General features: G+C 63.1%; 30 protein-coding genes. 14 read left to right on the top strand and 16 right to left on the bottom strand.

Annotation, left to right across the window (positions count from 1 at the left end):
- Positions 1 to 17 precede the first annotated feature (17 nt).
- Together ACXIQ9_RS03250 and ACXIQ9_RS03245 are read left to right on the top strand one after the other, a co-directional pair.
- Entirely contained in the window at positions 18 to 2,681 is a 2,664-nt protein-coding gene (locus ACXIQ9_RS03250) for an MGH1-like glycoside hydrolase domain-containing protein (protein ID WP_459015797.1), read from the top strand.
- Positions 2,682 to 2,719: 38 nt separating this feature from the next.
- On the top strand, positions 2,720 to 4,303 hold the full coding sequence (locus tag ACXIQ9_RS03245; protein ID WP_296415578.1) for a GMC family oxidoreductase: 1,584 nt from the start codon (positions 2,720 to 2,722) through the stop codon (positions 4,301 to 4,303).
- Here the strand turns inward: ACXIQ9_RS03245 and ACXIQ9_RS03240 are convergent.
- The 4 genes from ACXIQ9_RS03240 to ACXIQ9_RS03225 form a co-directional block, all read right to left on the bottom strand.
- A complete protein-coding gene (locus ACXIQ9_RS03240) occupies positions 4,300 to 4,815 on the bottom strand; it encodes a DoxX family protein (RefSeq protein ID WP_247477509.1) in 516 nt (171 codons plus the stop codon). The genes ACXIQ9_RS03245 and ACXIQ9_RS03240 overlap by 4 nt on opposite strands.
- A 53-nt stretch (positions 4,816 to 4,868) precedes the next feature.
- Positions 4,869 to 5,756, bottom strand: coding sequence for a VOC family protein (locus ACXIQ9_RS03235; RefSeq protein ID WP_459015575.1), 888 nt, complete (start codon positions 5,754 to 5,756; stop codon positions 4,869 to 4,871).
- Between the two features lie 86 nt (positions 5,757 to 5,842).
- Positions 5,843 to 6,754 carry an SMP-30/gluconolactonase/LRE family protein gene (locus tag ACXIQ9_RS03230; RefSeq protein WP_459015573.1) on the bottom strand — a complete coding sequence of 304 codons (912 nt, stop codon included), beginning with the start codon at positions 6,752 to 6,754 and terminating at the stop codon, positions 5,843 to 5,845.
- A complete protein-coding gene (locus tag ACXIQ9_RS03225; RefSeq protein ID WP_247477524.1) occupies positions 6,751 to 7,212 on the bottom strand; it encodes a cupin domain-containing protein in 462 nt (153 codons plus the stop codon). Before ACXIQ9_RS03225 ends, ACXIQ9_RS03230 begins: the two co-directional genes overlap by 4 nt.
- A gap of 110 nt (positions 7,213 to 7,322) precedes the next feature.
- On the opposite strand from ACXIQ9_RS03225, the gene ACXIQ9_RS03220 reads away from it, so the two are divergent.
- From ACXIQ9_RS03220 to ACXIQ9_RS03210, 3 genes are read left to right on the top strand one after another with little or no spacing between them, the layout of a single operon-like run.
- Entirely contained in the window at positions 7,323 to 8,126 is an 804-nt protein-coding gene (locus tag ACXIQ9_RS03220; protein ID WP_296415568.1) for an SDR family NAD(P)-dependent oxidoreductase, read from the top strand.
- A 23-nt stretch (positions 8,127 to 8,149) separates the two neighbouring features.
- The gene (locus ACXIQ9_RS03215) at positions 8,150 to 8,863 is read left to right on the top strand and encodes a hypothetical protein (protein ID WP_247477527.1); all 714 of its coding nucleotides are present in this window, start codon (positions 8,150 to 8,152) and stop codon (positions 8,861 to 8,863) included.
- 43 nt (positions 8,864 to 8,906) lie between these two features.
- Entirely contained in the window at positions 8,907 to 10,214 is a 1,308-nt protein-coding gene (locus tag ACXIQ9_RS03210) for a chloride channel protein (RefSeq protein WP_459015570.1), read from the top strand.
- On the opposite strand, the gene ACXIQ9_RS03205 is transcribed toward ACXIQ9_RS03210, so the two are convergent.
- From ACXIQ9_RS03205 to ACXIQ9_RS03195, 3 genes are all read right to left on the bottom strand, one after another.
- Positions 10,195 to 11,517, bottom strand: a complete 1,323-nt coding sequence (locus tag ACXIQ9_RS03205) for an NAD(P)/FAD-dependent oxidoreductase (protein ID WP_459015568.1) — start codon at positions 11,515 to 11,517, stop codon at positions 10,195 to 10,197. The two genes, ACXIQ9_RS03210 and ACXIQ9_RS03205, sit on opposite strands and share 20 nt — an antisense overlap.
- Before the next feature lie 56 nt (positions 11,518 to 11,573).
- Complete coding sequence (locus tag ACXIQ9_RS03200) at positions 11,574 to 11,927, bottom strand: hypothetical protein (RefSeq protein ID WP_247477531.1); 354 nt, start codon at positions 11,925 to 11,927, stop codon at positions 11,574 to 11,576.
- A gap of 366 nt (positions 11,928 to 12,293) precedes the next feature.
- Entirely contained in the window at positions 12,294 to 12,542 is a 249-nt protein-coding gene (locus ACXIQ9_RS03195; RefSeq protein ID WP_156797844.1) for a hypothetical protein, read from the bottom strand.
- Between the two features lie 398 nt (positions 12,543 to 12,940).
- Between ACXIQ9_RS03195 and ACXIQ9_RS03190 the strand changes: the two genes are divergently transcribed.
- Complete coding sequence (locus ACXIQ9_RS03190) at positions 12,941 to 13,801, top strand: metallophosphoesterase (protein ID WP_459015565.1); 861 nt, start codon at positions 12,941 to 12,943, stop codon at positions 13,799 to 13,801.
- On the opposite strand, the gene ACXIQ9_RS03185 is transcribed toward ACXIQ9_RS03190, so the two are convergent.
- A complete protein-coding gene (locus tag ACXIQ9_RS03185; protein ID WP_424175411.1) occupies positions 13,798 to 15,321 on the bottom strand; it encodes an ABC transporter permease in 1,524 nt (507 codons plus the stop codon). The two genes, ACXIQ9_RS03190 and ACXIQ9_RS03185, sit on opposite strands and share 4 nt — an antisense overlap.
- Before the next feature lie 181 nt (positions 15,322 to 15,502).
- Here ACXIQ9_RS03185 and ACXIQ9_RS03180 point away from each other — a divergent pair, with 181 nt between their 5' ends.
- The 3 genes from ACXIQ9_RS03180 to ACXIQ9_RS03170 all read left to right on the top strand — a co-directional run bounded on the left by ACXIQ9_RS03180 (position 15,503) and on the right by ACXIQ9_RS03170 (position 17,575).
- A complete protein-coding gene (locus tag ACXIQ9_RS03180; protein ID WP_459015563.1) occupies positions 15,503 to 16,513 on the top strand; it encodes an extracellular solute-binding protein in 1,011 nt (336 codons plus the stop codon).
- Positions 16,514 to 16,687: 174 nt separating this feature from the next.
- Positions 16,688 to 17,287 (top strand): Crp/Fnr family transcriptional regulator, encoded by a 600-nt coding sequence (locus ACXIQ9_RS03175; RefSeq protein ID WP_424163792.1) that lies wholly within the window; start codon positions 16,688 to 16,690, stop codon positions 17,285 to 17,287.
- Between the two features lie 3 nt (positions 17,288 to 17,290).
- A complete protein-coding gene (locus ACXIQ9_RS03170; RefSeq protein ID WP_247477544.1) occupies positions 17,291 to 17,575 on the top strand; it encodes a hypothetical protein in 285 nt (94 codons plus the stop codon).
- Here the strand turns inward: ACXIQ9_RS03170 and ACXIQ9_RS03165 are convergent.
- The 5 genes from ACXIQ9_RS03165 to ACXIQ9_RS03145 all read right to left on the bottom strand — a co-directional run bounded on the left by ACXIQ9_RS03165 (position 17,572) and on the right by ACXIQ9_RS03145 (position 21,519).
- On the bottom strand, positions 17,572 to 18,129 hold the full coding sequence (locus tag ACXIQ9_RS03165; RefSeq protein WP_459015560.1) for a ferritin: 558 nt from the start codon (positions 18,127 to 18,129) through the stop codon (positions 17,572 to 17,574). The two genes, ACXIQ9_RS03170 and ACXIQ9_RS03165, sit on opposite strands and share 4 nt — an antisense overlap.
- A gap of 277 nt (positions 18,130 to 18,406) precedes the next feature.
- Positions 18,407 to 19,207: a sulfite exporter TauE/SafE family protein gene (locus ACXIQ9_RS03160; protein ID WP_459015558.1), complete on the bottom strand. Its 801-nt coding sequence runs from the start codon at positions 19,205 to 19,207 to the stop codon at positions 18,407 to 18,409.
- Complete coding sequence (locus ACXIQ9_RS03155; RefSeq protein WP_459015556.1) at positions 19,204 to 19,725, bottom strand: rhodanese-like domain-containing protein; 522 nt, start codon at positions 19,723 to 19,725, stop codon at positions 19,204 to 19,206. The genes ACXIQ9_RS03160 and ACXIQ9_RS03155 overlap by 4 nt, the downstream gene beginning before the upstream one ends.
- Before the next feature lie 17 nt (positions 19,726 to 19,742).
- The gene (locus tag ACXIQ9_RS03150) at positions 19,743 to 20,864 is read right to left on the bottom strand and encodes a rhodanese-like domain-containing protein (RefSeq protein ID WP_459015554.1); all 1,122 of its coding nucleotides are present in this window, start codon (positions 20,862 to 20,864) and stop codon (positions 19,743 to 19,745) included.
- Positions 20,865 to 20,913: 49 nt separating this feature from the next.
- Complete coding sequence (locus ACXIQ9_RS03145) at positions 20,914 to 21,519, bottom strand: class I SAM-dependent methyltransferase (protein WP_010315964.1); 606 nt, start codon at positions 21,517 to 21,519, stop codon at positions 20,914 to 20,916.
- A gap of 44 nt (positions 21,520 to 21,563) precedes the next feature.
- Here ACXIQ9_RS03145 and ACXIQ9_RS03140 point away from each other — a divergent pair, with 44 nt between their 5' ends.
- Together ACXIQ9_RS03140 and ACXIQ9_RS03135 are read left to right on the top strand one after the other, a co-directional pair.
- Positions 21,564 to 21,902 carry an ArsR/SmtB family transcription factor gene (locus ACXIQ9_RS03140; RefSeq protein ID WP_371820470.1) on the top strand — a complete coding sequence of 113 codons (339 nt, stop codon included), beginning with the start codon at positions 21,564 to 21,566 and terminating at the stop codon, positions 21,900 to 21,902.
- Between the two features lie 96 nt (positions 21,903 to 21,998).
- Complete coding sequence (locus ACXIQ9_RS03135) at positions 21,999 to 22,259, top strand: hypothetical protein (RefSeq protein ID WP_010315968.1); 261 nt, start codon at positions 21,999 to 22,001, stop codon at positions 22,257 to 22,259.
- Between the two features lie 3 nt (positions 22,260 to 22,262).
- On the opposite strand, the gene ACXIQ9_RS03130 is transcribed toward ACXIQ9_RS03135, so the two are convergent.
- Positions 22,263 to 23,462 (bottom strand): NAD(P)-binding protein, encoded by a 1,200-nt coding sequence (locus tag ACXIQ9_RS03130; RefSeq protein ID WP_459015551.1) that lies wholly within the window; start codon positions 23,460 to 23,462, stop codon positions 22,263 to 22,265.
- A 47-nt stretch (positions 23,463 to 23,509) separates the two neighbouring features.
- On the opposite strand from ACXIQ9_RS03130, the gene ACXIQ9_RS03125 reads away from it, so the two are divergent.
- From ACXIQ9_RS03125 to ACXIQ9_RS03115, 3 genes are read left to right on the top strand one after another with little or no spacing between them, the layout of a single operon-like run.
- Positions 23,510 to 24,010, top strand: a complete 501-nt coding sequence (locus tag ACXIQ9_RS03125) for a hypothetical protein (RefSeq protein ID WP_459015549.1) — start codon at positions 23,510 to 23,512, stop codon at positions 24,008 to 24,010.
- 45 nt (positions 24,011 to 24,055) lie between these two features.
- Entirely contained in the window at positions 24,056 to 24,289 is a 234-nt protein-coding gene (locus ACXIQ9_RS03120; protein WP_459015547.1) for a hypothetical protein, read from the top strand.
- A 36-nt stretch (positions 24,290 to 24,325) separates the two neighbouring features.
- The gene (locus ACXIQ9_RS03115; RefSeq protein ID WP_296416624.1) at positions 24,326 to 24,715 is read left to right on the top strand and encodes a hypothetical protein; all 390 of its coding nucleotides are present in this window, start codon (positions 24,326 to 24,328) and stop codon (positions 24,713 to 24,715) included.
- 4 nt (positions 24,716 to 24,719) lie between these two features.
- Here ACXIQ9_RS03115 and ACXIQ9_RS03110 read toward each other — a convergent pair whose 3' ends face one another.
- Positions 24,720 to 24,935, bottom strand: coding sequence for a Nif11-like leader peptide family natural product precursor (locus ACXIQ9_RS03110; protein WP_247477560.1), 216 nt, complete (start codon positions 24,933 to 24,935; stop codon positions 24,720 to 24,722).
- A 35-nt stretch (positions 24,936 to 24,970) separates the two neighbouring features.
- Entirely contained in the window at positions 24,971 to 25,489 is a 519-nt protein-coding gene (locus ACXIQ9_RS03105) for an HPP family protein (protein WP_010315995.1), read from the bottom strand.
- Positions 25,490 to 25,491: the final 2 nt, after the last annotated feature.

Raw genomic sequence — 25,491 nt, 5'->3', positions numbered from 1 at the left:
CCTCTGAACTCCGCCGGATGGCGGAACGGGACCAGGACCAGGTGCCTTGGTCGCTTTGGGGCAGTTACTTGCCGGAGCGGCAATGGGGGACGGTTCGAGAGGACTACTCCGCCGATGGCAACGCCTGGACCTCCTTTCCCCATGACCATGCCCGTTCACGGGTCTATCGCTGGGGCGAGGACGGTCTGCTGGGGATCTGCGACTCGGAGTGTCGCCTCTGCTTTTCGCTGGCCCTTTGGAATGGGCAGGATCCAATCCTCAAGGAGCGCCCCTTTGGCTTGGCCAACGGCGAAGGGAACCACGGCGAGGATCTCAAGGACTACTACTTCCACCTCGCCAATACGCCGACCCACAGCTTCATGCGTGGGCTCTACAAGTACCCGCAGCAGCGCTTTCCCTACGAAGACCTGATTGCTGAGAACGGCCGGCGCAGTCGCGATCAACCCGAGTACGAACTGGTCGACACAGGCATCTTTAACGAGAGCCGCTATTTCGATGTGTTTATCGAGTACGCCAAGCGCTCCCCCCGCGACCTGGCGATTCGCCTGAGGGTGATCAACCGCGGTGATCAGGCGGCTCCGTTGACCCTGCTGCCCACCCTCTGGTTACGCAATACCTGGAGCTGGGGCTACCCGGATGAGCAGGAGCAGCCGATGGGTCTCAAGGGTGATGTCCTGCAGGCCCAGGTTGGTGGTGGCTTGGGCGGCTACGAACTCCACTGCCGTAATGAAGGGCGTTGGATTTTTACCGACAACGAAACCAACACCGAACGCCTCTATCAACAGCCCAATACGCGGCCCTATCAAAAAGATGGCTTCCACCGCTATTTGATCGAGTCCGAGCAGGGGGCGATCAACCCCCAGCAGAGCGGGACCAAGGCTGCTCGCCTCCTGCAGCGCACCCTGCAACCTGGCGAGGAATGGCAGGTGGACCTGCGCCTGATGGCACAGGACGAGACCAGCGGGAATGAGGCCTTTGGTCCTGAGACTGATGCCCTGTTTGTGCAAAGGGAGCGGGAATGGCATGAGTTCTTCGCCGAGCGTGTTCCCAACCTCTCCAAGGAGGACCGTTTAATCCACAGCAGCGCCGCGGCGGGTTTGCTCTGGTGCAAGAAGTACTACGGCTGGAGTGTTCTTCGCTGGCTGGACGGCGATCCGACCTCCCCAGTGCCACCCGCCCAGCGCTGGGCGACGGACAACGCGGAATGGCAGCGGCTGCATGCCCACGACGTGATTTCGATGCCCGATGCCTGGGAGTACCCCTACTTCTGCCAATGGGACCTGATGTTCCATGCGGTCGCCTTTGCGGTGATCGATCCGGCGACGGCCAAGCAACAGGCGATGGTTCTGCGGACGCCCCACTACACGGCGCCGAATGCGCAAACCCCTGCCTACGAGTGGACCCTTTCTGATCCCAACCCGCCGATTGGCGCCTGGGCGGCGATGCGCATTTTTCAGATCGAGCGCAAGCAGAACGACGAGGGCGATCTGGGCTTTCTGCATGCGGCCCTGCGGAAGTTGATCCTGGAGTACGGCTGGTGGGCGAACCGTAATGACCGGGGGGGAGACAACCTCTTTGAGGGGGGCTTCCTCGGTCTCGACAACATCGCGGTGTTTGATCGCCGTTACCCCTTGGCCGATGGCAGCCGCATTGAGCAGTGCGACGGGACCGCCTGGATGGCCTCCTTGAGCCTGAACCTGCTCAATATCAGTGTGGAATTGACGCGCACGGAACCCGAGTACGCCGATATCGCTGAGCGGTTTGTCTATGACTTTGTTCAGCTGGCTCTAACGCTGAACCTGCCCGGCAATCGCGGTTACCTGAATTGGGATGAGCAGGACGGCTTCTATTACGACGTCATCAAACGACCGGATGGATCGACGGAATACCTGCGCACCCGCTCGGTCTCTGGCCTGATACCACTGTTGGCTGTGGCCAGCTTTGACGTTGAGACGATCAAACGGCTGCCTGTTCTTGATGTCACCCAGAGCTTGAGCTGGTTTTTGCATGAACGCACCAGCCCTGATTGGTTGTTGGATCACTTCGGGCAATGTCGCCATGACCGCCTGCTGTTTGCCCTGGTGCCGGAGCAGCGGCTCCGCCGCATCTGCGAGAGGCTCTTTGACGAATCAGAGTTTCTCTCGCCCTACGGCATTCGCGCCCTCTCGAAGGTCTACGAAGACCAGCCCTACAGCTTCACCGAGGGGAGTGAGACCCAAACCTTGGCCTACAGCCCAGCCGATAGCCCGGTGGCGATGTTTGGTGGTAACTCCAACTGGCGCGGTCCCGTTTGGATCCCAATCAACTTTCTCTTGATTGAGTCCCTGCAGAAGTTTGGCCACTACTACGGCGATGACTTCAAGGTGGAGTTCCCCACCGGCTCTGGCTGCTGGATGAATCTTTGGGATGTCTCGCTGCAACTGCAGCATCGTTTGGTCAATTTGTTTCGCCGTGATGCCTCCGGTCAGCGGCCCTTCTTGGGCGATGTGGAGCTGTTTCAGAACGATCCCCATTGGCGGGATCTGATGCTGTTCAACGAGTATTTCCACGGCGACAACGGCCGGGGGGTCGGGGCGAGTCACCAAACCGGTTGGACGGCCATGGTCTGCAAGATGATCAATCAGCTCAGCCGCTATCCAGCGCCAGGCGCCCCTTCATCACAATCAGCGGACAGCCATTGAGCCCGTTTCTAGTTTGCGGGTAGTGGCTGGTTGATCCAGTGTTCGAGGCACAACTGCAGAAGCCCGATCGTCAGGACTTCGATCTGGTGATCATTGGCAGTGGTGCTGGTGGCGGCACCTTGGCGCGGGTTCTCGCGCCGACGGGTCTGCGCATCTTGATCCTGGAGCGCGGGGATTGGTTGCCCCAGGAACCGGAGAATTGGGATGCCGAAGCTGTTTTTCAGAAGGGGCGATACGTCTCCAAAGACATCTGGTACGACGGCAAGGGCCAGCCTTTCCAGCCAGGAAGTCATTACTTCGTCGGTGGTGCCACCAAGATGTACGGCGCCCACCATTTCCGTCTGCGGCAGCGGGACTTTGAGGAGCTGGAACACCGCGACGGCGTCTCCCCGGCGTGGCCCCTGCGCTACAGCGATTTCGAGCCTTATTACCAAAAGGCTGAGGAGATGTATCACGTCCATGGACTTCGCGGTGAGGACCCCACCGACCCCCCAAGTTCAGCGCCCTATCCCCATCCGCCGATTTCCCATGAACCGCGGATTCAACAGCTTGCCGATGATCTGCGTTCGGCCGGATTGAACCCGTTTCACGCCCCCAGTGGCGTGATGCTGAATGAAGCCAATATGGAGATCAGCCGCTGCAGGCGCTGCAACAACTGTGATGGCTTCCCCTGTCTGGTGCATGCCAAAGGTGATGCCGAGGTCTGTGGTGTCAGACCGGCGCTCAAGGAAAGCGGCAATGTCTCCCTCTTGACCCGCGCTGAGGTGAAGCGTCTGGTGACCAATCCAGAGGGGAGTGCCGTCACCTCCGTTGAGGTGGAACGCGATGGGGAACAGCTCAGCTACAAGGCCGATGTTGTTGTGGTGAGTTGCGGCGCGGCGAATAGCGCCCGCTTGCTGTTGATGTCGGCCAACGACCGTCATCCCCGCGGATTGGCCAATGGCTCTGATCAGGTGGGCCGGAACTACATGTTCCACAACAGCAAGGCCGCCGTTGCCCTGTCCCACGAGCCCAATCCAACGGTCTTCCAGAAGACCATCTCAATCAATGACTGGTATTTCGGCGATGCCGATTACGACTACCCGATGGGCAATATTCAAATGACGGGCAAGACCCGCGGCGCGATCATGAAGGGCTACGCCCCACTGGAGACCTTCCTGGTTCCGGGCTGGACCATGGACAAAATCGCCGAACACGCCCTCGACTTTTGGGTGTCAACGGAGGATCTTCCGGATCCAAATAACCGGGTGACGATCGATGCGGGGGGGCACATTCACCTGAACTACAAGGTCAATAACCAGACCTCAGCGGATCGGCTCTGGGGTCGCCTTCAGGGAATCCTCGACAAGCTCTACTTGAAGAAACACCTGGTGGAGCGTCAGGTGTACATCAAAAATGCCATGGGCATCGCGGCCGTTGGTCACCAGGCTGGGACCTGCCGGTTTGGCACGGATCCGGCGAGCTCGGTGCTCGATGTCAATTGCAAGGCCCATGAGCTCGACAACCTGTATGTCGTCGATACCAGCTTCTTCCCCAGCATTGGGGCGGTGAATCCATCCCTTACCGCCATCGCCAATGCCATTCGTGTGGGCGAGCACCTGACGGCTCGCCTGAAGACCTAGAGGGTGAGGCCGGTCTGGAGCACCTGCTCGGTAATGGCGTGATCCAGCGAGAAGAAGCCGCCGCCGCAACCGATCAAGACAACACACATCACGACATACATCGCCGCTTTCTCCCAGCTGGGGGGCTCCCCCACCCCCAGGGGGCCGGCGTAGTCCCCTTCTGGAATCAGATAGGGGTCAACGGCAACGAAGGGCAGTCCACCCTTCATCTCCAGGACCATGGCGTAGGCCATCGACACCAGAATTCCAAAGGCCGCAATCGGGGTCAGGATTCCGGCCACCAGCGCGATGCCGCCGGCCCACATCGATCCTGCTGAGAGAAAGCAGAGCCAGGCCGGGGTGCCCAACATTTGCGACCAGGTCTGCAGGTTTTTCAGCTTCGGCCAGCCATGGCGGATGAAGCAGATCCCCGTAAAGACCCGCAGCACCAGCAAGGAGGCTTCCGCAATAGGCGAAGGGGCCAGACCTGCGGGTGCATCGGGCACCAGCAAATTCACAAGAGTGACGTCCACAGCACTTCCGTGACTTCCCGAAAACTAGACATCACAACCGAAACCGGCCGCGCTTAATCCACGCTGATTAACTGCAGCTGGTGGCCGTCTGGATCGCGCACCTGCAATCCTCGCTGGAAACCCATGAGCGCAGCCTGCTCGCTGTTCAGCTTCTGCACTCCGTCGGACACGTGCGAGCCGCCAAAGGACTCGAGACGTTGGCTGATGGCATCGAGCTCAGCGACCTCAAGGCGGATCTGCCAGTGGGCCAGGTCTGCCGCGGATTGATCGACCGGCAGGGGCCTCCCCCCGGTGGGCTCGATGTAGTTCAGGCATTCCACCCCCGCTCCCTCGGGGCAGCGGTGAGCACTGATGTGGACCCGCGTTCCCTCCAGGCCATCCAGCCGGTCCTGCTCCAGGCCATGGTTCACCCCATCACCGCCAAAGCGCAGGCCGAGGAGGTCTCCATAGAACGCGGTGCTGCGTTCGGTGTTGGCGTTGGCAATGGCGCTGTGGTCGATGCCAAGGAAGGTGCCCCTAGGCGTGCTGGGATGCCAGCGGGCATCGCCTTTGCCCTCTGGGAACTGCAGCAGCTCAAGGCAGTGCCCCTCGGGGTCGTGGAATTTGTAGGCCTGAATTCCAGCCGCCCCTTGGTTCCACTCCGGTAACGTTTGCGGCCCAGTGGAGATGGTCTGAAGCGCACCGGCCTGCACCTGGGTCGTGATCGGCTCTGCCGCCTTCGCCATGTCGGAGACCACGATGCAGATGTGCTGAAACCAGAGATCGCAACTTCTGGAATCCTGCTGAATCGGACGCCCTGGGCGCAGTCCTGGCCCCAGTGCCAGCACCTCAGTCAGCTCCAATCGCTCCTGGCCGAGTTGGAGTTGGTGCAGGCGCAAGCGGCTTCCAGGCAGGCCGATGAGCTCCGCGTAGGGACCGGCGTCGATGTCGAATGCGGCCACCGGGCTGAAGCCCAGGTGGGTTGCGTAGAACGCGCAGAGGCGGTTGGTATTTGAGCAGCTAAAGCCGATGCTTTTGATCTGTGGAGTCATCGGGCACCTCGGGTGTTGGTGAAGAGGGAATAGAGCTGGTTCGAGGCACAGATGAAGAGGCGACTGCCGTAGCGATCGCCAAAGCAGAGGTTCGAGACCCGTTGGGGAACACGAATCTTTCCGAGGAGCGCTCCATCCGCGGCAATCACATGCACGCCATCACCGGCGCTGCACCAGAGGTTCCCCTGCTCATCGATTTGAAATCCGTCGGCCCAGCCGGCATTGACTTTGTGAAAGAACTGACCGGGACCCAGGCTGCGTCCATCGGCTGCGACTGGATAGCGAATGATGTGTTGCCGCGGTTCATCGGCGTCAGGGGCTCCTGTCTCAGCGACATACAGCCACTGCTCATCGGGTGAGAAGGCCAGACCATTCGGTCCGTCGAGGTCGCGGATCACCGCATCAAGCTCGCCTGTTTCAGGGTCCAGGCGATAGAGCGCAGCTGGCTGCTCAGAGGCTTGCCGGCCTCCTTCGTAGTCATTGAGCAGGCCATAGAGGGGATCGCTAAACCAGATCGATCCATCCCGCTTCACCACGACATCGTTCGGTGCATTCAGGCGTTTTCCTTCGGCCGCATCCACCAGGGTCGTCACCTGTCCGTCGTGTTCCAGCCGGGTGAGACAGCGACTGCTGTGGTGGCATTGGATCAGGCGTCCAGCGGCATCACGGGCTTGTCCGTTGGCGAAGTCAGAGGGTTCCCGAAAGACACTGACCCCATCGCGTTCGCTCCAGCGCAGCGTGCGGTTGTTGGGGATGTCGTTAAACAGAAGGCAGTGGTGGTCTCCAAACCAGAGCGGACCCTCCAGCCAGCGAAATCCCTCCGCAAGTAGATCGAGCTCCGCGTTGAAGAGCACCAGCTGCTTGAAGCGCGGGTCGAGGCAGTCGCAGTGAGGAGCAAGCGGGCTCATGGCTGGGCAAAACAACCCGGTTGCAGATTCAGCCAGCGCTCATCCCGCGGTTGGATCGCCATCTGGATGCAGGGCTCATCCCCCAGTTGTTCGGAGAGGTGACCGCAGCGTCCCTCTGCATCGGTGATGCAGTTCTGATCGCCGCCGAAGGAGAACTCGCCAGGCCCCACTTCAATGCGCTGGCCATCCATGCTCGTGATGGCCCAGCGCCCCTTGAGCACATAGATCAATTTGGGTGCTGGGTTTTCATGCCAGCTCGCTTTCCAACCCACGGGTAGGACCACGGCCGTGGCCATTAACTCGTTCTCAATCACCCGGTTGAACAGAGGGGTATTGCGCGGTCCCAGTTGGATCAACTCAAAACCGCTGAGCTCGCAGTAGGTCTGTCGACTGATGCCATCGGCATCACGCCAAAGGTGCCAGTAGCCAAGAGCAATGCCTTGGTCGCTGTTGTTCACGGTCTCTTGTTGCGGTGGGCCCCAGCTCAGCTTGTCCTTGGTCCTGGTGGTTGTCAGCTGTGGTCTGTTACCGCCGCCATGCATACCCTGCGGATGAGTGATCAAACGGCATGTCGACGAATCCCTACGCCATGGAGACCCTCTCCAATTTCCTCAAGGGAAAGGTGATCATCGTGACGGGCGGCAACAGCGGAATCGGTAAGTCGATTGTTGAAACGGTGGCCCGCCTTGGCGCCAAGGTGGTGATCGACTACCGCTCCCATCCCGAGGCAACGGAAGAGCTCGAGCAAGAGATTGGCGAGCTGGGGGGCTGCTCCTTTGGGGTGCAGGCCGATGTGGGCAAGTTGGATGATTTGCAGCGTTTGGTTGAGGCCGCGGTTAGTCGTTATGGCCGCCTCGATGTCATGGTGAATAACGCTGGTATCGAAACCAGGACGTCGATTCTGGACACCACGCCAGAGGATTTCGACAAGGTCCTGAATGTCAACCTGCGCGGCGTTTTCTTCGCGACCCAGTACGCCGCCAAGCAGATGATCGCCCAGGGCAGTGGCGGCCGGGTGATCAATATCTCCTCGGTGCATGAGGACTGGCCGATGCCCAATAACACCCCCTATTGCGTGGCCAAGGGTGGTGTGCGGATGTTGACCCGAACCGCTGGCGTGGAGCTGGCCTCCAAGGGCGTCACGATCGTGAATGTGGGTCCGGGCGCTGTGGCCACGCCGATCAACGACTCGACGATGAACAACCCGGAGTTGCTGGCCAAGCTCAACGCCGCGATCCCGATGGGGCGGATGGCTCAGCCCGATGAGATCGCCAAGGTGGTGGCTTTCCTGGCGAGCGATGCCGCCAGCTACATCACGGCCACCAGCATCTTTGCCGATGGAGGAATCATGCAGAGCAGTCCTGGGCTTTAAGGGCACGCCTTGACCGTGCGGTCATGAAGATCACCCCCGAGCAACTGCTGCAGATGCGACGCCGCCATCGCGGTTATCGCATCACCTTGGGGGCGCAACTCCTGTTGCTCTTGCTGTTGCCGGTGGCACAGCGGGTGCCCTGGTTGCTGTCCTTGATGCTGTGCCTGCTGGCCATCGAGTTGATGGTGTTTTTGGCGCGCTATTCACCGCTGGGACGTAAACGCCTGACCTACAGCCTGGGCACGCTCGCGGTGGTGCTGGAGATCACCTGGCATCTGGCCCTGCGTTGGTGGCCAATCCTGGGAAAAATTCTGACCCTGCCCCATGTCATGGTCTGGGTTTTGTTTCTTTTGGTGGTGGCGATTCGCAAGGTCAAGGCTCTGGTGCGGGAGCCCTATGTGACCTTCTCGGTTGTGCTTGGGGCCGCCTCGGGTTACCTCAGTGTCGGTCTGGCTGGTGGTGTGCTGTTGACAGCCCTTTGGGTGCTGCACCCAGCGGCCTTTCTGCAGTCATCCCTTCCTCAGCTCTCGGCCCTGGGAGACCTCACCGTGGCCGTGGCTCCAGCCCTGATGGCGGCCTCGTTTTCATTGCTCACCACGGTGGGAACGGAGGTGCTGCGTTCGAGTGATGTCACGGTTCAGGTGTTAGCGAACCTGATCACGATTAGTGGGCAGCTCTACGTCGCCATCTTGATTGGTTTGATTTTGGGGCGTGTGCATCACCGGGCCGTGATCTGACGCGATTTCGGCGGCATCATGTGCTCGGTTTGAGAGCACCGCCGTGGTTCTGCGCACCCGCGAGCTGATCCGCAACTTGTTGCAGTTGTCGCTGCTTGGTGTGCTCGTCGGGGTGGCCTGTTGGCCCTTCAACATGCTCGATCGTTGGCAGGACCAACTGCTTGGTCTGCTGCCGGCCTTCAGTGGTGAGGGTTGGACCCCAACCTCCCTTGCCTTGGCCTGTTCGCCGCTGGTGGTGGTGCCGATCCTGCTGTTGTTGCAACGGGGAATCTGGGCCCGGGGCGCCGGCTCGGGTATCCCCCAGACCATGACCAGCATTGAGCATCCAGCCCAAGCCTCGGCGCTGCTGGGCTGGGCACCCAGCCTGCAGCGCTTGGCCCTTTGGGGAATCGCCAGCCTTGCCCTGATCCCGATCGGCCGTGAGGGGCCCGTGGTGCAGGTCGGTGCGTCGGCCGCCCATTTTTTGCGGCGCCGTTTCCCGAATTGGTTCTATGGCTTAGGGCAAGCCGAGCTCTTGGCGGTGGCCGGTGGTGCTGGTTTGGCCGGGGGTTTCGATACGCCGCTGTTGGGTGTGGTGTTTGTGGTGGAGGAGTTCATCAGTGCCTTCTCCTCCACCCTGATCTGGCCTGCCCTGGTCGTCAGTGGGATGGCGGCCTCCTTCAGCAACCTGGCTGGACAGCCGATGTTTGCCTTGGGCACCGTCGGCGTCGAGCCGATGGAATTGCTGCAGGTTCTTTGGGCGCTTCCCGTTGGCCTGCTCGGTGGTTTGGTGGGGGCGGCTTTCGCCCGCCTGTTGCTGGCGGGCACCCGTCGGGGTGTCGCGTTGGCGCGCCGTTTTCCGATTCGTTTAGGCCTGGGTGTTGGCGCGTTCCTGTCGCTGTTTCTGCTGGTTAGCGGCGGCACCGGTGGCGGTGACGGCGAGTTGCTGATGGGGCGGCTCCTCTTTGGCTCAGCCGATGGGGTGGAGCTTCCCCATGGGTTATGGACGGATCTGCTCACGCTTCTGCTGCGGATCATTGGTCCGGTTTTGGCCCTCTCCACCGGTATCCCCGGCGGATTGATTGATCCCTCCTTCACCTTTGGCGCGGCCATGGGACAGGTGATCGGCGATCTTGCGGGCTCGCCTCAACTCTTTTTGGCCTTGGGCATGGTGGCTGGACTGTCCGGCGCCACCCAGCTCCCGGTGATGTCAATTCTCTTTGGGATTCGACTGGCGGGAGATCAGCAGTTGCTACCGGGACTGCTGGTGGCTTGCGTGCTGGCCGCCTACGTCAGCAGGCAGTTCGTCGCCAAGCCGATTTACCACGCGCTCCATGCCCTGAATGGCGAAGCTACGAAGACGTCTCCGTAATCACCAGGGCTGAGCGCTCGCGGGTGGCAATCATCCAGAGCCATTTGGTCAACAACGTCAACCGACTTTCATTGGCGGGCATGAAGGCCAAGTGCGCGAGGCCCCAGAGGACCCAGCCCAGGGGACCGCTGAGTTTGAGGCCCCGCAGGTTGGCGACCGCAAAGAGTGGGCCGACCACCGCCATGCTGCCGAAGTCGGTGAACGCAAAGGCGGGATTGGGCTGGCTTTGGCACTGGGCCAGGATGTCCTTGGCCACCCAGCCCCCCATCTGCACCGCCGGGCCGGCCATCCCAGGCAGGGGTTTGCCATCGCGGGTATGGCTGTAGCTGCAGAGATCTCCGATCACGCGGATCTCGCCATGCCCTTTGATCGAAAAGTCCGGCTCCACCACGACTCGGCCGCCACGGTCGAGTTCGCAGCCGGTGCGCTCAGCCAGCAGCCTCCCGAGGGGGGAGGCGGCGACACCGGCCGTCCAGCAGATGGTGTTGGCCTCCAGGTTGACTTCGCCATCTTTGGTGGTGATGACGACCTTGCCCTCGCTGATGTCCTTGACACGCCCCCCCAGCAGGAGCTCGACCCCCTTGGCTTTGAGGTGATCGCCAGCCGAGGCTGAGAGCTGAGGATCCATGGCCCGCAGGACTCGATCGCCTGGGTCCACCAGCGTGACCTTGCAGTGGGTGGGATCGATCTGCATGAAATCCCGCTCCAGGGTGTGCCGCATCAGATCGTTGAGGGATGCGGCCAGTTCGCAGCCGGTTGGACCTCCTCCGATCACCACCACGGATTGCAGCCACTTGCGGCGTTCTGGGTCGGGGGTTTGCTCGGCCTCCTCGAGGGAGTTCAAGACTTTGCGGCGGATGGCGTAAGCATCCTCCAGGGTCTTCATCGGAATGGCCTCGCTGCGCCATTCGTCATGGCCGAAGTAGCTGCTGGTCGCTCCTGCGGCCAGAACGAGATGGTCGTAGCGGTAGCGGCGGTTGTTGAAGACCACCTCCTTGTCCTTGGTATTGATGTCATCCACTTCCCCCATCAGGATCTGGATGTTTTCGGATTCCCCCAACATCACCCGCAGGGGGGAGGCCACATCGGTTTGGGAGACCAAGCCAGAAGCCACCTGATAAAGCAGGGGCTGGAACAGGTTGAAGTTGCGCCTGTCGATCAGGGTGACGCGAACGGTCTTCCCCGCCAGGACATGGGCCGCCCGCAGCCCGGCAAACCCACCGCCCACGATCACCACATGGGGCGCGGATCTGAGCAATTCAGACGGAGGGGTCAGCTCGAGAAAAAAGCGTTCGGGAGCCATCGGCCAGCGGGTGCTGACTTCAAACTATCCACGGTTTTCAAAGCTGGCTTTAGCGCCTAGAGACCCAGCCGGACTTTCACAGACCCTTCGGGTTGAACTTGAACCTCCATCGGTTTCTCTTCTCCCACGCGGACCTGCATCGGTTTTTTCTCGCTGATCTCGACGTTGATCGGTTTGGGATGACTCATCCTGAGCTGAATCGGCACAGCCTCCCTCATGCGGACCAGCACCGGCTTCTCCATGACGAGGTCATGTTGCAAGGTCCCCCCGACGGTCACCGGCTTGCTGAAGCTCACCTCCAAGCGGAGTTGAATCGGGTGCCGGCTGCTTCGTGCCAGCAGCACAAAACCCATGGCCCCAAGCAGGAGCACGGTGACCGGCCAACGGAGATCGAGCCAACGCTTATCCATGGCTTGAGTTAAGCCTGATTGGACGATTGGCGCTCAACGTTGTCCCAATAAGTCATCCCAGCTCGGAGGGCAGTTTGGTCTGGGGCTGGCCTGTGGCCGCTGCTGATGACGGCTGGTGTCGACGCTTTTGTTTGGCTGCTTTGTCTGGCTTGCGGTTGTGTTCTCTGGCCGCAGCTTGGAATGTGTGTGTGGCATGAACTGAATCTGGAATGGGATATGAACGCACGCAGCTTTTGCTGTGACCTCAAGATAGTCCTGATGACTTGGAGTAACCACTGGCTGATGGCAATCCAGCCCGTTCTCATCCTTGCGGGTGGTTAGTCCTTCAATACATCGACTGCAGTCTCAATCTCCACACAGTTGCCATCAATGCGAATGCTTCTCCAGGTATTCGAAAACTGCTTGGTAGTGGGCTGTCGTCCAGGACTTGCGACCTTGCATCGCTTCTGCAAATTCGGTCGCCTCGATCTGCCGCTCACGCTCGCGTCTTGATCGTTCGTCCAGTTTTCGCCAGGTTGACTCTCTCATCAGATCTTGGCCGCGGCGGGTTGGATTGGATCCACCGACGATGTCCTCCGCTTCAGCAAACTCCCCTTCCTTGAGCGCAGCGGCCATGCCCAGCACCACTGCATCAGCCCTCAGCGCAACCGTTGCAGCGAAACCCTGCGCTCACTGATCACTGGGAGCTTGCGTTTCCAAGGGCAGACTCTTCTCTCTGCAACGGTTTTTTCTTGGTTGCTAAGGGGCCCCCCCAAGTCGTCTTGGAGCGCTGCTGGAAGGGTTGATCCAGCTGGATTAGCTCATAGGACCAGTGACAACTCAGGGCGGCCAAGAGGCTTTGGCGATCTCCAAAGATCCGGAGCATGTTGTTTGTGTCGCTCCGCCAAGGCTGGCCCCAGCTGAGGACGGTGCTGCGGCAAAGGATGCGACGGGGTGCGCCAAAAAGCACAGCCGGCGGTAGCGGCCGGCGGCCTGATTGCGTCAACCTGGGGAGACCTTGCTCGATCCCAGCCATGCACCGTCGCGCGCTGCTGCTGCTCATGGCTGGAGCGGCCACGGCCACCGTTGCTGCTGGACACAGTTGGGCCCAGGTAGCGAGTCCACCCCCCCTGAGCACCACCCGCTTTTTAGCGGTGGGCGATGTCGGCAGCGGCAATGTCCACCAGCGGGCCGTTGGGACCCAAATGGCAGCGGTGCATCGCCGCAAGCCCGTGGACTTGGTGCTGCTGGCTGGGGACAACATCTACCCCTCTGGAGACATTCGCAAGGTTCAGTCGACGTTCCTGACTCCCTACGCCGAGCTGCTGGCCGCCAAGGTCCCCTTCCACGCAGTCCTGGGCAACCACGACATCCGCACGGCCAATGGCGATCCCCAGGTGGCCTACAAGCCCTACGGCATGAAGGGTCGCTTCTACAGCCTGCGTCGCGGCGACGTTGAATTTTTCATGCTGGACACCAATGGCAATGCGCCCTGGACATCCCAGTTGTCCTGGCTGCGGTCCGCCTTGGCCAAGAGCCAGGCCCCCTGGAAAGTCGTGGTCGGCCATCACCCGATCTACTCCTCCGGTCTCTACGGCAACAACCCTGGTCTGCGGGGCAAGTTGAGCTCCTTGATGCAGCGCCATGGGGTGCAGCTCTACATCAATGGCCATGAACACCACTACGAGCGCAGCAAGCCGATCGACGGCATCACTTACCTGATCGTTGGAGGCGGAGGGGCCTATCTCCGCCCCGTGATCGCCAAGCCGCAATCGGCGAAGGCCGTGAGCGCTTACAGCTTTGCGGAACTGGAGGCTGGGCCCAACAGCCTGACCGTGCGGGCTTGGGATCGTGACGGAAAACTGATTGATCAGGGCGTCGTCGCTCGCCGCTAGCGCTGCTCCAGTCGATCCAGGCTCGGGATCAAGGCGGCGGCGGCGATCAGGCCCATGCTCAAGATCAGCAGGGCTGGGATCAGGGCCGCCCCGACTCGCTCATCGCTGGCGTACTGATAGACGCGAACGGCCAGGGTGTCGAAGTCAAAGGGCCTGAGCGCAAAGGTCAGCGGCAGTTCCTTCACTGTGTCGACAAAAACCAGCAGGCTCCCCATCAGCAGCGGTCCCCGCAGCAGGGGGAGATGGATGCGCTGCAGCACGCCCCCCCAGCTCTGGCCCAGGGAGGTCGCTGCCTCATCGATGCTCGGGGGAATGCGCTCCAGGGCCGCGTCGAGGCCGCCTTTGGAGACCGCTAGGAAGCGATCGACGTAGCCCCAGACCAGCAGCAGCAGAGGGGCCAGGGCCAAGGGGCCACCAATCAGCATCAGGGCGAGGGCCAGAACGGTGCCCGGAATGGCGTAGCCCAGGCCAGCGGCAAAGCTCAGGCGCCGAATGCCGGCATTGGGAATCCAGCGTTTGGCAATGGAGAGCACCAGGCTGACGAGCACCGTTAGGACAGCGGCCACCAGGGCAAGACCAAAGGAACGCAGACCCAGCTCCAGCAATTCCGCGCTGTCTTCGCTCTGGAGTTGGTCCCAACTCAGCAGGGCCCAAACCAAGGGCAGGCCGAGGCTCAGCAGGGGAGGGGCCAGGCAAAACAATTGACTGAGCCAGCGCTGATGCCCCTGAAGCCGCCAGCGCTGTTCGGGCTCGCCGCCGCCGCTGATGGTCCAGCAGCGGCTACGGCGCCGCAGGGTGCGCTCCGCTCCGACCAGGAGGCCCACGATCACCAGGGCCATCAGGGCCAGAGCGACAGCGGCTTGGGGATCCCCCTCTTGCTGCCAGCGCATCAGGATCCCGGAGGAGAGGGTCGGGACCCCGAGCAGTTGCACCGCTCCCAGCTCGTTCACCACCTCCATGCCGGTGAGCGCCACCCCGGCTCCAATCGAGGGCAGGGCCATGGGCAGGGCCACGCGCCAAAAGCTGCCCCAGGGGCCGACTCCGAGGCTGCGGCAGGCCTCTAGCTGCCGCTTGCCACTCACCGAGAAGCTCTCGGTCGAGAGCAGGAAGACATAGCTGTAGGTGCTCAGCACCATCACCGCCAGGGTGGGGTTGAAGCCATAGATGCGCTGGCCAAAGCGACTGCCCAGGTCGATCAAGGTGGCCGCCAGTAGATAGCTCGGCGTGGCCAGGGGCAGAAGCTGCGCCACCCGCAGCCAGCGGCGTCCGGGGAACTCACAGCGGGCCGTCAGCCAGCCCGTTCCGGTGCCCAGTGCGGCGGCCAGCGCCCCGACCAGGAGCACCAGGGCCAGGGTGTTGCGCACCTGAAGCGGACCTTCATCGCCAAGGCCCCAACTCTCGATGCCGCCGCCGCTGAGGGCAAACCAGGTCAGACCCAGCACCGGGGCGAGGGCTGCTGCACAAACCAGCAGGACCCCGGCGCCCAGCAGGCTTCGCTGTGGCAGTTGTCCCCGTGCCAATGCTTTGCCTGAGGCTGCGGCGCAAAGCCTACGGGGCAGGGATGTAATGAATGTCACAGACGCGGGTGGCCAATGATCAACCCCTCTCCAGAAGGGATCGGGCCTGGGCATAGTTCCGCCAGTGCTATTTGATCCGGTCTTGGCGTTTCAGCGTCTTCGTTCCTGCATCGCACCTGAGCGCTTGGCAGCGGCTGCCCTGCTCGGCGTCACGGCTGGGGCGGCTGTTCTGACTTCCCTGGCGAAGGCCAACAGTCAGGAGATTGGCGTCTATTCGGGCCGCCACTACAACACCGACAAGGCGCTCTACAAGCAATTCACCCAGAAGACGGGGATCAAGGTTCGCCTGCTCGAGGCCAAGGATGACGCCTTGATCGAGCGCATCAAACGCGAAGGGGCCAACAGCCCAGCCGATGTTCTGGTGCTGGCCGATGCGGCGCGTCTGGACAAGGCTGCGGATGCGGGGCTGTTTCGCCCCAGTCGCTCGGCCTCGCTCAGCCGCGATGTCCCCGCGAACCTGCGGGACTCCAAGGGCCTTTGGTTTGGCCTGACCCGGCGGGTTCGCGTTGTGGTGGTGAACCCCAAGGCGGTGAACCCGGGCAGCATTCGCACCTATGCCGATCTGGCGAATCCGGCCTTGAAAGGTCAGCTGTGCCTGCGCAACCGCAAGAGCGTCTACAACCAATCGCTGGTCGCTGACCAGATGATCCTGCGCGGCGATCAACAGGCCGCGGCATGGGTGAAGGCCATGACCACCAACGTGACGCAGCCCTACTTCAGTTCCGACACCCCCCTGATTCGCGCCGTCGCCAATGGCCAGTGCGGCGTTGGTCTGGTCAACTCTTATTACGTCGCCCGGATGCTGGCTGGCGGTAACGGCTCGTCCGACCAGCAGTTGGCCAACCGGGTCAAGGTCCTTTTCCCCAATCCCGCCCATGTGAACATCACCGGTGCCGGGGTGGTCAAGACCGCGAAGAACCCTGAGGCGGCGCTCAAGCTGATCGAGTTCTTGGCGTCACCCAGTGGAGGTCGCGGTTACGCCGAAGCCAACAACGAATATCCGCTGCGGGGCTTTGGCAATAACGCGGTGCTCAAGCGCCTGGGAACCTTCAAGGCCGATGGGGTCTCGGCCCAGCAGATGGGTGCCAAGAACAAGGCGGCGGTGGCCTTGATGCAGTCCAGCGGTTGGCGCTGACGCCCTGGCGCAAGAGCGCAAGGCCTCGGCCAGCCGCCCTGCGCGGCTGGCTTTTTTGTTGGGCCGCACCACGCTCCATTTGCAGCTAGAAACTGCTATTGAGAATCGCTTGCAAAAGGAGGGGTTTCTTGTTTATCTTGCGACGCATTCGCAACTAGCCCGTTTTCGGGGGTCATGTCCTTCCGCTTTCTCCCTGATGCCCCTGCCAGTGCCGTGCGGATGCCGGTCGGGCAAACCGTCTTGCTCGATCCTGCTTTGCATACCGGTGGCAGCTGCATCGAGGTGCTCGAGGGCATGGCTCGCGTCTATTGCCCCTGTGAGGAGACCGAGGGGATGACCCTGGCCTTCCTCCAGCCCGGCGATCAGCTCCGCACCGATCGGCTCTGCAGTGAGGGTGTGTGCGTGGAGGCCTTGACTCCGTTGGTCTTCAGCAGCGATGCCGAGGCTGTGGGGGCTGGCGGCTTTGACCCGGTCAATGAGTGGACCCTGCAGCTGCTGCGCATTCGCCACCTGGGCACGGCTGAGCAGCGGTTGCATGCTCTCTTGAGCCTCTTGGTCCATCGCCTGGGTCGCCGCTGCGGCGATTGGTGCGATCTCCCTTTTCGCCTCACCCATGACCGGATCGGTGAGTTGATCGGTGCGACCCGGGTGACCACCACCCGGATGATCTCGAAGTTCCGTCAGGCCGAGCTGCTGGAGGCGCCATTGGGTGAGGCTGGCTTCCGCCTGGCTCCAGCCCTGGTGGATTCCGCTCCTCTGGCTGGGGGGTTCTGATCGATGCAGTGCCCTTGTGAGGCGGGCGTCTCGGTGGATGCCCTGGGCTGTCTCTGCCGGGAGGCGGAAGGGTTGCGGTCGCGTTTGGTTCGCATCGATGCAGACCAGGCACGCTGCCAAAACCCGGCCCTCTGCCGGCGCTTGCAGCGGGAATCGGAGCAGCTGTTTTTGCGCCTGGCTGAGCTCAGGCGACTGGGCCAGTGGCTGCAGTCCGCGCCCGTGGCCGTTGATCGCCTGACACTGTCGCTGTTTCAGGAGCTCTGCAGGCGGCCCCTGCCCAGTTCTTAGGCGACGGAGGCCGGTGCGCTTTGGCCGGCGGTCAGTTCTCCGTCGATCACCAGCAGGGCGGCTGGGTCGGAATGGGAGAAGCTGATGCGATCCAGCAGATGTGCGGCTTGGTTTTCTGAGTCGATCTGGCTCTGCACGAGGGGATCGAGGAAGACGGTCGTGCGCACATCGCCGCTGCGCTCGGCCATGGCATAGAGCTGATGCAGGGAGGTGGTGACCTCGGCCTCCATCTGGAAGATGCCTTGAAAGACCTCTTCGACGCTGTTCCAGCTCTGGCGGGGTGCTGTGAGGGGTTCCAGCGTGACCGCCTGGCCCCGGGCAATCAGGTAATCCGCGAACTGGCCGGCGTGGTGCTGCTCCTCGCTGGACTCCTGTTTCAAGAAGCTGCTGAAGCCCCGCAGCCCGCGTTCGGCGAACCAGATGGCCAGGGCCCAGTAGGCAGCGCTGGCCTGGCGCTCCATGGTCAGGTGCTCCTGAAGGGCCCCGAGTAGATCGGGGGCCATTGGTTGGGCCACGGCCCGCCCGGCGGGGCCGCGGGCGATCGATTGAGTCATGGCCTGCTGTGGGGAGTTGGCCGCAAGCTACGGGCTCCGCTGGGCCGGCGCAAATCAATGCTGACAATCAACTCGCTTGCGCAAAAGAGAATCGATTGCAATAAGATGGCTGCATTGCGATCCTGCCCGGTTCGACCCTGATGGCCCCATCCACTGGCCCCTCCTCGGATCTGCCTGTCCAGCCTGAGGGCAGGCTCCAGGCCTGCGCCAAAAAGAAGGGCTGCAAGCAGAAGAAGTGCTCGAAGTGGAAGGGCGGTAAGTGTCGCTGCGGCCGGGACTAGGTCCCTGGACGGATCAGGTCGGCCCGCGGGGATACAGATACAGCGGGTGCCTGACGTTTCCAGGCCTCTGCGCCGGTCAGGACGGCTGAGGCAATCAGTAATAAGGAGAAGCCCCGCCGTAGATGGCGATCGCTGAGGTGAGGAGCCAGCCATTGGCCGGCTACCGCGCCCGCGGCTCCGCCAGCTAGCAGCGGAAGAAGAAGAGGAAGGCTGGCCTGCGGCCAGTGGCCCAGGGCAGCCAAGGCCACCAACGCATTGACGGCGATCAGCAGCAGGCTGGTGCCGCTGGCGAGGGCCATCGGTAGACCGGCCAACAGCACCAGGGCCGGAACGATGGCGAACCCTCCGCCGACGCCGGCGATGCCCGTCAGCAGGCCCACCAACAGACCCTGCGGCAGCAGCAGAGCTTCGGACGCCGCGCGGCCGCCTCCCGGGGCTGGACGTAGGAGCAGCCAGGAGGCCAGGACGGCGGCGGCGGCAAAGACGCTGAGTTGAACCGCCTCAGGGATCAGTCCGGCCTTGACCCAGCTCCCGCCGATCCAGCTGCCGGCGAGGGCCGGGAGTCCCAGCAGTAGGGCGGGCCTGGGGGCGAATTGGCCGCGGCGGAGGTAGGGCCCCAGGTTGGCCAGGGCCAGGATCATCACGACGATCAAGGAGAGCGGCACGGCCTCCTTGGTCGGCAGGGCGGCGCCGCTGACCAAGAGAGGCAGCAGCAGGATGGAGCCCCCTGCCCCCAAGACGGAGAGCAGAAAGCCGATCAGGCCGCCCCCCAGTCCCAGCAGGATCAGGCTGATCACAGGGAGACCCGGTTCCAGGGCATGACGGCCAGCAGGCGGGCCATGCCACAGAAGCCGCTGACGCCGGCAAAGGTCAGGCCAGCGCCAACGAACCAGGTCAGCGCAATCCAGCCGGGGGCGACGGTGTTGCTGAGGATCAGGCCCAGCAGCACCAGTGAACCGGCGGCAATTTGCACCTGACGCATCAGGGGCAGGGGTGCGTTTTTGAGTTTGCGCACGGGGAAGCCGGCCCCCTGCCAGGTGGGGAGTCCCCCCTGCAGCTCACTGAGCGGGTGGGGGTGCCCCTGGGCCATGAGTTGCCCGAGGGCGCGGTTGCTGCGGTTGCCGCTTTGGCAGACCAGCACCAGGGGGCCCTGGGGAAGATCCGCCTGCAGCAGGCGGTTGAGCGGCACGTTCAGGCTGCCGGCGATGTGACCGCTGGCGAACTCCATCGGTTCACGCACATCAATCACGCTGATGCTCTTGGCGGCGAGTTGATCGGCCAGGTCGTGGGCGCTGATCGGTTGGGTGTGGGTCATGGGAGTGGGTGGGGTGATTAGTGGTGGATGGAGCCCACGAGTGGGTAGCCCTCATCGCTCCAGCGCAGGAGCCCGCCGCGCAGATTCGCGACGCGATCGAAGCCGGCCTTCAGGAGCTGTTGGGTGGCCAAGGCCGATCGGCTCCCCGCATGGCAGACCACAACGAGGGGACGGTCGCTGGGTAGCTCTGCTTGGCGCTGCTCCAGGTCCTGCAGAGGAATGTGCAGGCTGGTTTCGATCCGGCCATCGGGGCCCTCGACTTCGTCCTCCGAGCGGACATCCAGCACGGTCACCGCGTTGCGATGTTCCGCCAACCAGCTGGGGGGCAGCTCGGGGAGCCCTGCGAAGCTGCGCTGAACCGGTGCCCAGTGCTGAGCGGGTTGCTCCTCGCGGGGCTGACCCGAGCGCATGTTCCCGGGCAGGGCGATGGCGATCTTGCCCGGGTGGGGCAGCTTCATGTTGGTCATGTGACCCACGAAGTCCCGTTCATCGGCACCACCGCCGAGGCGCGCGTTGAAGGCTTTCTCCTCGGCCACTGAGGTGAGGGTTCGGCCGGTGTAGTCGTGGCCTGGGTAGAGCAGGCAGCTGTTGGGCAGGCTGAAGATCTGCTCGGTGATGGAGCGCCAGAGGGTGTGGGGGTCACCCTGCTGGAAGTCGCAGCGCCCGCAGCCGCGAACCAAGAGGGCGTCGCCGGTGAAGGCGGCGGATTGGTCGTCCAGGACGTAGGTGACACACCCATCGGTATGCCCCGGGGTGCTGCGCACCTGCAGGTGGCGGCTGCCAAAGGCCACGTGGTCCCCGTGCTCGAGGGGCAGGGTGACGTTTTGGGCGCGGGCGGACTGGGCGAGGCCAATGGCGCAGCCGGTGGCTTGCCGCATCAGCCAGCTGCCGGTGACGTGGTCCGCGTGGGCGTGGGTATCGAGGCTGGCGACCAGCTGGATTCCCAGCTCGCGAATGAAGGAGAGATCTCGGTCGTGTTGTTCAAACACCGGATCGATGATCACGCCCTCGCCGGAGGTGACATCGGCCAGCAGATAGGTGTAGGTCCCCGTTGTCGCGTCGAAGAGTTGGCGATGCAGCAGGGGTTGCCCACCGGCTGCATCAGAGAGCGCGACCGGGGAGGGCGCGATGGAGGCCATGGACTCCGCTTCAGGCTTGTATGACTATACACGCATAAAGCCTTTGTGATCACGCGCCCCGTTTTTGGCCAAAGGCCTGAACCACGGCGCTCTGCCCCTGGTGGAGCGGGCCTTCCTCGATCCAGCGTTCGGTTTCCTGGAGCTCGAGCCAGGTCAGTCCTTGGAGTTCCGCTTCCAGCTGCGCCGCTGTGATCAGCAGCTCCGGGTTGGGCGGCCCGCCGGTTCCTCGGTTGAGTTGCGCCGGGTTGTAGGCCTCAAGGATCAGGTGCCCTCCAGGTTTGAGCGCTGCAACGGCGCGCCGGTGCACCAGGGCCCGGAGTTCGGGTTCGAGGTGCATCCAGATGGCGACGATCAGGTCGACGCTCTCGGGCTCGGGGCTGAAGTCGCGCAGGTCCCCGCAGCGGCAGTGCAGCGTCACTCCCTGGGTCTCGGCGAGCTGTTGGGCCATTTCCAGGCCGACGGGGCTGAGGTCTTGGGCGGTGACGCGGTGCCCCTGTTTGGCCAGGTGGACGGCGTTTCGCCCTCCCCCTTCCGCCAGGCAGAGGGCGTCTCCAGGGGAGAGGGAGGCCGCCTTGGCTCTCAGGAAGTCGTTGGGCTCGGTGCCGTAGGCGTAGTGGCTCTCGCGGAAGCGCTGATCCCAGAACTCCTGATTCATTGGCGAGGCCAGGCATAATGCGTTTATCGTCATACAGCATTGCAATGGGCGCCGCAGGTGCAATGCCCTCCCAGGAGTTGCTGGAGGAGTACAGCCAGTTCTTTCGGCTGCTGAGTGAGCCGGCGCGGCTGCAGCTGCTCTGCCATCTCAAGCAGGGGCCCATTGATGTCGCGGCCTTGATTGAGGCCACCGGTTTTTCCCAGTCCCACATCAGCCGGCAGCTCGGTCAGTTGCAGCGCGCGGGCCTGGTCCGCTGTGAGCGTGAGGGGACTCGAACGATCTGGCAGGCGGAGGGCGATTTGGTCGATGACCTGTGCGCTTTGGTTCAAAACCGTCTCAAGCAACGACTTCAGGCCCAGCTGGATCAGCTCCAGTCGGCCTGAGAGTTGCGTTTTCTGTTCTCAATGCTTAAGCGCCCCTTGATTTCTGTTTGATCAGCGGTAATCGGCGTAGGTTGGTTTTCTTCGGTTAAAGGGGCGATGCAGGTCACGCACCGGTCTGAGGACAACGTCCAGATCACGATGAGCCGCGAAGAAGTGGCGATGCTTGTCGATCTCTGCCACGCGGCAGCCTTCTCAGACTTGCTGCCGCAGCGGCGTGAGTCCCAGGTTCGGGTTCAGCGTTTCGTCTGGGATGTGCAGAACACCCTGTTTGATGCCGCCCAGTCGGTCTGGCAGGCCAAGCGTCACCTGACCATGCCGGTGAGCTCCGCGCGCCGCCGCTCGTCCGTCGCGGCCTAAGCCCTAGAGCTGCTTCATCAGTTGTGTGGCCAGGTCTTCGGCACTCAATAGAGCGCCCTCGATCCGGCCAAAGCCGTCCCCAGCGAGGCTGTCCCCGCAGAAGCCGATGGCACTTTCAGGGCAGCAGCTGTGGCCGGGGTCCAGTCCTGGAGCCAGCGGGAAGGCGGCTCCCCAACGCATCAGTTGCCTTGGTGCGTCACCCAGGGTTTGTCCGCTGAGATCCGTCAGGGCCTGGGTCAGGGCATCCAGCACCCGCTTCTCATCCGAGGGATCCGGCTTGGCGCCGAGCAGTTGAGCGGCCGATGAGCGCGATCCGTAGACATGGAGATGGGCCGCGGCGAAGGCGGGACTGGATTCAGCGACCACGGCACAGCGCCCGCCGGCCAGGGGTTGGATGCTGATGCGTCGCAGTCCCCAACGCTCCTGGGCCGAGGGGGTGCATTGCAGAACTTGCCAGGGCAGTGCCAACCAGGCGCTGGCCTGCTCTGGCGGAAGGGTTAGCAACAGATTGCAGCTGGCCTGGCCCTCGATCGAAGCCAGCTGGGCCTGCGCAGCGTTGAGCTGGGGATCAGCCAGGCTTTCGGCTGCTTGCTCTAGCGGAATACCGTCCCAGCCAAAGACCTGCTGACAGCGGGGATGGGCCAGCAGTGTTCCGCTGAGGACCAGCCAGCGGGCCTCGACCAAGGCTTCCCCGCTGCTCTTTTCCAAAGTCCAGCGCAGACCGGTTTTGGAGCGTTCGGGCCTCAGGTGGCGCACAAGGGTTCCAAAGCGCCTGCTCAGGACTCCGCCCTCTGCCTCGGCCAGCTCCAGCAGTCCAGCGGCGAGGGCATCCATTCCTCCGCGGCCCTGCCAGAGCTGCCCGTCGCTGAAGCCATCGTCAATGGCAGGGCCCAGTGACCGTTGCCCATCGAGGCTCTGTATGGATCCGCGGAAGGGGCTGATGACCTCCCGTTGCTCGAGTGCCTGAAGCAGCTCTGGCGGCGTCTGGGCTCGGATGTTGAAGAGCGGGGCCCCATGGTTGATCCGTAGGTCCGGGTCTTGGCGCGAGTAGCGGGTGGCCGCTCGGCCCCCGGGACCGCGCCCGATTTCCAGGAGTTCGATGGATCCGCGCCAGCCGCGCCGGCGCAGCGAGGCCGCCAGCGCACAGCCCGAGACTCCTGCGCCGACGATGGCGAGATCAGTGCGCGGGAGCGAGGAGGGCAACGGAATCGACCAGAGCCTGACCATGCTGGGTCTTTGCTTGGGCTGTCGTGGCGGAAGGGATTGATCAATCCATCACGGCCGAGGCGTTGCTTGCCCTCGAGGGGCGAGCCCGATCGGAGGGAACGGGCCTTCAGGCCGCTGATCTGGTCGGTTGCTGGCAGTTGGAGCAGGTCTGGCCGAAGGGGCGACTCCAGGCGTCCCAGTTCTCAGGGGTGCTGTTGCGGGGACTGGCGGCTCAGCTGGAGATCCGCGAGGAGGCCGGCGCGTTGCAGCTGCGCAACTGCGTGCGGCTGGGCGCCGTTGAACTGTTTTTTGAAGGTCCTGGAGCCCTCAAGGGGCGGCGTCCTCTGCTGCAGTTCCAATTTCTGCGGATGGGTTTGAGGGTCGCTGGGCGGCAGTGGTGGGAGCGTGCCTTGCCGGCTCCGGCTCCCCAGCGGACGCCGTTCTTTGCCTTGATTGGCCGCGATGCCTCCGGTTGGCTGGCGGCTCGAGGGCGTGGGGGTGGCCTGGCCCAGTGGCGGCTTCCTGGTCAACATGGGCTGAGTTGAACGGTCCTTGGCTCGATGGGGTGCCCCCGCTGCGGCAGTTGGTCGGTGAAATCCGACCGAAGCTTGGGAGGCCGGATGGTCTGCGGGAGGTGTGGCACGCCCCTCGATGGCGTCGCCCAGCGGGGACGGGGTCCGATGCCCAGGCTCTCGGGCATGTCCCGTCAACCCTGGCGCGTTGGCTTGATCGCCCTGGTTGCCTTGGCGGCGTTCTTCGCCGCCTGGAATCCCCGCGCTCCGATCCAGCAGCAACGCACTCCGGCTTCCCAGGGGTTCCTCTGACCGGGCAGGGTGGAGGCGCTGTCGCTTCTGCGTCTCATGGCTGATGCCCCCTATTTGATCGTTCTGGCTTTGCTGGAGCAGGGCGGGCAGAGAGCGATGCCTCTGCAGGGCAAGTCGCTGCGCGAGGCCCTGCCCGCTGGGGCTGATCCCGGCGAGGTCGGACGTGAGCAGGCGCTGGATCTCTTGGTTCGGGTCTGGCAGCGCAGTGACCAGGGCGAGTTGCGTCGCGCCGCGGGAGAACAGAGTTTGCTGTTGGTCACGGTTCCGATTGAGTCCCTGCAGGATCAGCTCCCGGCGTTGAAGGCTCAATGGCTCAACGACGGAGACACGGCGGCCCTGCTAGCCGCACTGCAGGATCTCGGCAGTGGTCTTTGGTCGCTGACCATGGAGCACCGTCAGCCTTTGGCCTACCAGGCGCTGGCGTAGTCGCTCAGTTGTATTCGCCGGGCATGTCGTTCTTATGGACCGTGACCCGATCGAATTTCTTGCCGGAGACCCGCAGCAGTTCATCCCCGGAGAACTCAAAGCCGAGCTTCAGGCCGATCTGCGCCACGTCATCGGCGGTGGCGGCGGCCAGGACCTGCTGCTTCAGGGCCTCATCGGCCTGAAGGCGAGCCAGGAAGGCCTTGAGTTGATCGAGCGACATGGCAGCGCCGTCGGGCGCAACAGTCTCCCAGAGGCTCAGAGCCAGTGATGCGGATAGTGCTCCGCACCGGGCTGCAGCCGGCTATAGGCCACGGCGATCAGCATCATCACCAGCGAACCGCTGAGCACGGGCATCCAGATGAATCCAGGCTGGGCCTTGAGCAGGACCCCCAGAAGCGCCACCGCCCCGGCCGGTGGATGCAGGCAACGCAGCACTTGTCCGAGGGCAATGGTCACGGCCACGGCCAGGCCCATCACCCAGGGGGCATCGCCGAAGGCCATGACGCAGGCGACGCTGACGATGGCGGCCACGGTGTTCCCCAGGACCACATTCCGTGGTTGCGCCAGGGGGCTGGACGGGTGGCCAAAGAGCAGAACGGTCGAGGCTCCGAAGGGTGCCACGACCAGGGGGTAGTGGCTCCAGAGACTGATCAGGCCCAGGGCCGTAATCGCCAGCAGAGCACCCAGCCACGCTCCGATCACCTGCCGCTGTTGGAAGCGCGGTTGGTAGTCCCTGCCCCGTTGGCGCTCCGACTGGATCCTGTCCCAGACCATCG

Source organism: Synechococcus sp. LTW-G (assembly GCF_054459035.1).
The sequence above is the reverse complement of the archived record's forward strand: the minus strand, read 5'-3'. Positions and strand labels throughout refer to the sequence as shown.